This window comes from Streptomyces sp. NPDC127106, assembly GCF_042677605.1.
Lineage (GTDB): Bacteria > Actinomycetota > Actinomycetes > Streptomycetales > Streptomycetaceae > Streptomyces.
The window spans coordinates 35,850-39,371 of the sequence record NZ_JBHXTC010000057.1 but is presented as its reverse complement, the minus strand read 5'-3'; the positions used below and the strand labels follow the sequence as shown (position 1 = coordinate 39,371).

At 73.7% G+C, this 3,522-nt stretch carries 3 protein-coding genes; all 3 read right to left on the bottom strand.

The annotated features are described in order from the left end of the window. On the bottom strand, nt 1–348 hold a 348-nt coding region (locus ACFVGY_RS31475; RefSeq protein WP_385683841.1), incomplete at its 3' end, for an RICIN domain-containing protein. Nucleotides 349–360: 12 nt separating this feature from the next. Next, nucleotides 361–1,209, bottom strand: coding sequence for an aldo/keto reductase (locus ACFVGY_RS31470; RefSeq protein WP_385683838.1), 849 nt, complete (start codon nt 1,207–1,209; stop codon nt 361–363). 126 nt (nt 1,210–1,335) lie between these two features. Next, nucleotides 1,336–3,159, bottom strand: a complete 1,824-nt coding sequence (locus tag ACFVGY_RS31465; RefSeq protein ID WP_385683835.1) for an AMP-dependent synthetase/ligase — start codon at nt 3,157–3,159, stop codon at nt 1,336–1,338. Nucleotides 3,160–3,522 lie beyond the last annotated feature (363 nt).

Genomic DNA, 3,522 nt, shown 5'->3' with positions numbered 1-3,522 from the left:
ACCCCCCCCACCCGTGCTTGTGCCCCCCCCCCCCCCCCACCCCCGGTTTGCGCGGGTGCCCCCCCCCCCCACCCACTCCTGCGCGCCGAAGGCGTTCGGCCGCCACACCTGGACGCGGGCGCCGCTCTCCGTCGACGCGTTCGCCACGTCCAGCCGCCTGTCGTTGTGCACGCTCACGACGTGGACGATCCCGCCGCCGCTGTGCACGGGCGAGATCCGCCACTCCAGAGCGGCGGCCGGCACCGGCGGACCCTCGGGGCCCACCCCCACCCGGTTGCCGCTCTCCACCCGCAGCAGCAGCCCGCTCGCCACGTTCCGCACCCGGTACACCCCGTCGGGGACACCCATGCCCGCCCCCGCTCAGAGGTCGCAGACGGCCGGGTCCGGCCCGATCCGCCCCGCCTGCGGCCCGTGCGCGACGGCGTCGAGGGCGGCCATGTCGGCGGCGTCCAGCTCGAAACCGAACACGTCCAGGTTCTCCCGGATCCGCGACGGGGTCACCGACTTCGGGATCGCGACGTTCCCCAGCTGCAGGTGCCAGCGCAGCACCACCTGGGCCGCAGTGCGCCCGTGCCGGGCGGCGACCGCGGCGACCGCGGGCAGCGTCAGCAGCCGCCGGCCCTGGCCGAGCGGCGACCAGGCCTCGGTGGCGATGCCGCGCCGGGCGTGCTCCGCGCGCAGCTCGGCCTGCGGGAACAGCGGGTGCAGCTCGACCTGGTTCACGGCCGGCACCAACGAACTGCGCTCCCCGATCCGGTCCAGGTCCGCAGGGCGGAAGTTCGACACGCCGACGGCGCGGGCCCGGCCGCTCGCCGCGATCTCCTCGAACGCCTCCCAGATGTACAGGAAGTCGTCGCGCATCGGACGCGGCCAGTGGATCAGGTACAGGTCGACGTAGTCGAGGCCGAGCCGGGAGAGCGAGTCCTCGAACGCCCGCAGCACCTCCTTGCGACGCCACCTCCGCCGCGTGCTGTTCCACAGCTTGGTGGTGACGAACAGCTCCTCGCGCGGGAGTCCGGACGCAGCGACGGCCTTGCCCGTGCCCGGCTCGTTGCGGTACACGGACGCCGTGTCGATGCTGCGGTAGCCCGCCTCCAGTGCGGTCCCGACCGCGGCCTCGGCCTCGTCGTCGGGAATCTGCCAGACACCGAACCCGAGCCGGGGCATCGAGGTGCCGTTGTTGAGCGTGATGGCGGGGACCTGGTTCACGTGCTGTCGTTTCCCTCGGGGTCGCCGGGCGTCGCCGGATCTCGTCGGATGCGTCGGACGTCGTCGGGAACCCGCCGCCGGACCGGCGTATTCCCGCCGGGCGGCCCGACCACCCCGGGAGGGGGTTCAGGCCCGGTACAGGGCGGCGACCTCCTGCGCGTACCTCTTCTCGATCGCCCGCCGCTTCAGCTTCAGCGAGGGCGTCAGCAGCCCCCGCTCCTCCGTGAACTGCTCCTCCAGCACCCGGAACGTCCGGATCGCCTCGGCCTGTGAGACCAGCGTGTTCGCCGCCACCACCGCCCGCCTCACCTCCGCCGCCAGGTCCGGGTCCCGGACCAGCTGGGCCGGCGGCCGCTGCGCCAGCCCCCGCATCGACAGCCAGTGCGCGATGCCCTCCGGATCGAGGGTGATCAGCGCGGCCACGTACGGCCGGTCGTTGCCGACGAGCACGCACTGCGCGACCAGCGGATGCGAACGCACCCGCTCCTCCAGGGCCGCCGGGGCGACGCTCTTGCCGTTGGAGGTCACCAGGATCTCCTTCTTCCGCCCGGTGATGACGAGGTAGCCGTCCCCGTCCAACCGCCCCAGGTCCCCGGTGGCCAGCCAGCCGTCGCGCAGCACGGCCTGCGTGGAGCGCGCGTCGTTGAGGTAACCCGAGAAGACGTGCGCCCCGTGCAGCCAGACCTCCCCGTCCTCGGCGATGTGCACCGTACTGCCCGGGATCGGCGGGCCCACCGTGCCGTACTTGACCGCCCCCGGCGGGTTCGCGGTCGCGGCCGCGCAGGACTCGGTCAGCCCGTACCCCTCGAACACGGTGATCCCGGCCCCGTCGAAGAACAGCCCGAGCCGGCGCGACATCGCCGACCCGCCCGACATGGCGTGCCGCACCTGCCCGCCGAGCGCCTCGCGGACCTTCCCGTACACCAGCCTCTCGAACAGCTGGTGTTCGACGCGCAGCGCGGCCGACGGCCCCGGCCCGAGGCCGAACGCCTTCTGCTCGCGCGCCTCCGCGTACCGCACGGCCGTCTCGACGGCCCGGTCGAAGGGGCCTCTGCGCCCCTCCGCCTCCGCCTTGCGACGGGCCGCCGCGAAGACCTTCTCGAAGACGTGCGGGACCCCCAGCACGAACGTCGGGCGGAACGCGGCGAGGTCCGGCAGCAGCTCGGCCGCCGCCAGCACCGGCTGGTGGCCGAGCTTGACCCGGGCCCGGACGGCCGCCACCTCCACCATCCGCCCGAAGACGTGCGCGAGCGGCAGGAACAGCAGGGTGGAGGGCTCCTCCCCGGTCCCGGCCCGGAAGACGGACTCCCAGCGGGCCACGAGCGTGTCCGCCTCGTACATGAAGTTGCCGTGCGTGAGCACGCACCCCTTGGGGCGTCCCGTGGTCCCGGACGTGTAGATGACGGTCGCGACGGCGTCGGGCGTGACCGCGGCGCGGTGCCGGTGGACCACGTCCTCGGCGACGCCGCGGCCGTCGGCGAGGAGCGAGTCGACGGCTCCGGCGTCGAGCTGCCACAGCCGGCGCAACTGCGGCAGGCCCTCGACGACCGAGCCGACGGTCATGGCCTGGTCCTCGTTCTCCACGACGCAGGCCGTGCACCCGGAGTCGGACAGGATCCACTGCACCTGCTCGGCGGAGGACGTGGGGTAGACGGGGACGGGCTGCGCGCCGACCGCCCACAGCGCGAAGTCGAACAGCGTCCACTCGTACCGGGTCCGGGACATGAGCGCGACCCGGTCCCCGAACCGGACCCCCTGCGCCAGCAGCCCGCGCGCGAGCCCGAGCACCTCGGCGGCGAACTCCCCCGAGGTCACGTCCCGCCAACCACCGCCCCGCTTGCGCCCCAGCACCACCCGGCCGGGGTCGTCGAGGGCGTACCGGAACACGCAGTCGGCGAGCCCGCCGACGGGCCCTCCCGTGACGACCGGTGGCACCGTGACCTCGTGCACGCCCCGCTCCTCTCCCCGCAGCGCGGCGACGCTACCGGACCCCTCCGCCGCGGTGATCACCCCCGAAGGACCTCCACAACACCTCCCCACCTGCCCGCACCCCCGAACCAGGAAGACCCCTGCGAAAGCAGGGGCGTCGGATACCGACCAGGGGCCTCGAACAGCAGCGGGACCCGAGGGCGAGGCAGGGCGGGACGGGAGTCGTGTGATGCCGTGGTGGGTGCTGCGCGGTCAGCGACCCACGCACATGTCGCTGGTGCGCCGCCGCGAGGCGGAGGGCGTTCGACCCCCAAACGCAGAAGGCCCCTGCTCTCGCAGGGGACGTCCCCAAATTGACGATGTGGGACTGTAAAAACCACCCCC